Here is a 620-nt window from a genome sequence, read left to right as displayed (position 1 = left end):
GAAGGTCAGGTCTCGGTTCAGATTGGCCAATTTGTGGCTGAGCAAACGATCAGCAAGAGTTCAGGTTCTACGGGGTGGAATACGAATGGTTATTCGGACCAGAGCTATACTGGTGAATTGTCGTTGAGTGCGGAAGCGTCGGAGACAAATACCGGACGGATGTTCGGATGGTCTACGAATAACGCTGGATCAAGCTACGAGGCGCTCAGCTATGGGCTTTATTTGACGTCGGACGGAACCGTTTACGTTTACGAAAGCGGTGTTAATCGCGGTCATGTCGGCGGAACTTACGCAATCGGCGATGTGCTGAATGTTTCGCGCAACAGTTCAGGTCAGGTGACTTACAGCAAGAATGGTGCGGTCTTCTATACGAGTGGCTCGAGCGTGCCAACCGGCACGGCTTTGTGGGCAAGTGCGGCCATGCATGAAGTTGGTGGTACCCTCACCAACCTCAACCTTGCTGTTGACGGGGCAGAGGTGGAGGAGTTCTCTTGGGTTCTTGATCCAGGCCTTGAGCTCTCTGCAACGAATGTAGCGATTGATCCAGAATCTATGGAGCTGTCAGGCACCTCTGGTCATGACGTTCTGAGCGGAGGATCATTTGGCGACACACTTACCGG

The 620-nt window shown here is 52.9% G+C and carries 1 protein-coding gene; it reads left to right on the top strand.

Annotated features, from left to right (window positions below):
* Nucleotides 1-159: 159 nt before the first annotated feature.
* Nucleotides 160-620 (top strand): hypothetical protein (locus HED22_RS19550; protein WP_217701922.1); only part of this gene is annotated, 461 nt, incomplete at its 3' end.

It is taken from the genome of Thalassospira sp. HF15 (assembly GCF_011806525.1).
Taxonomy (GTDB): Bacteria; Pseudomonadota; Alphaproteobacteria; order Rhodospirillales; family Thalassospiraceae; genus Thalassospira.
The sequence above is the reverse complement of the archived record's forward strand: the minus strand, read 5'-3'. Positions and strand labels throughout refer to the sequence as shown.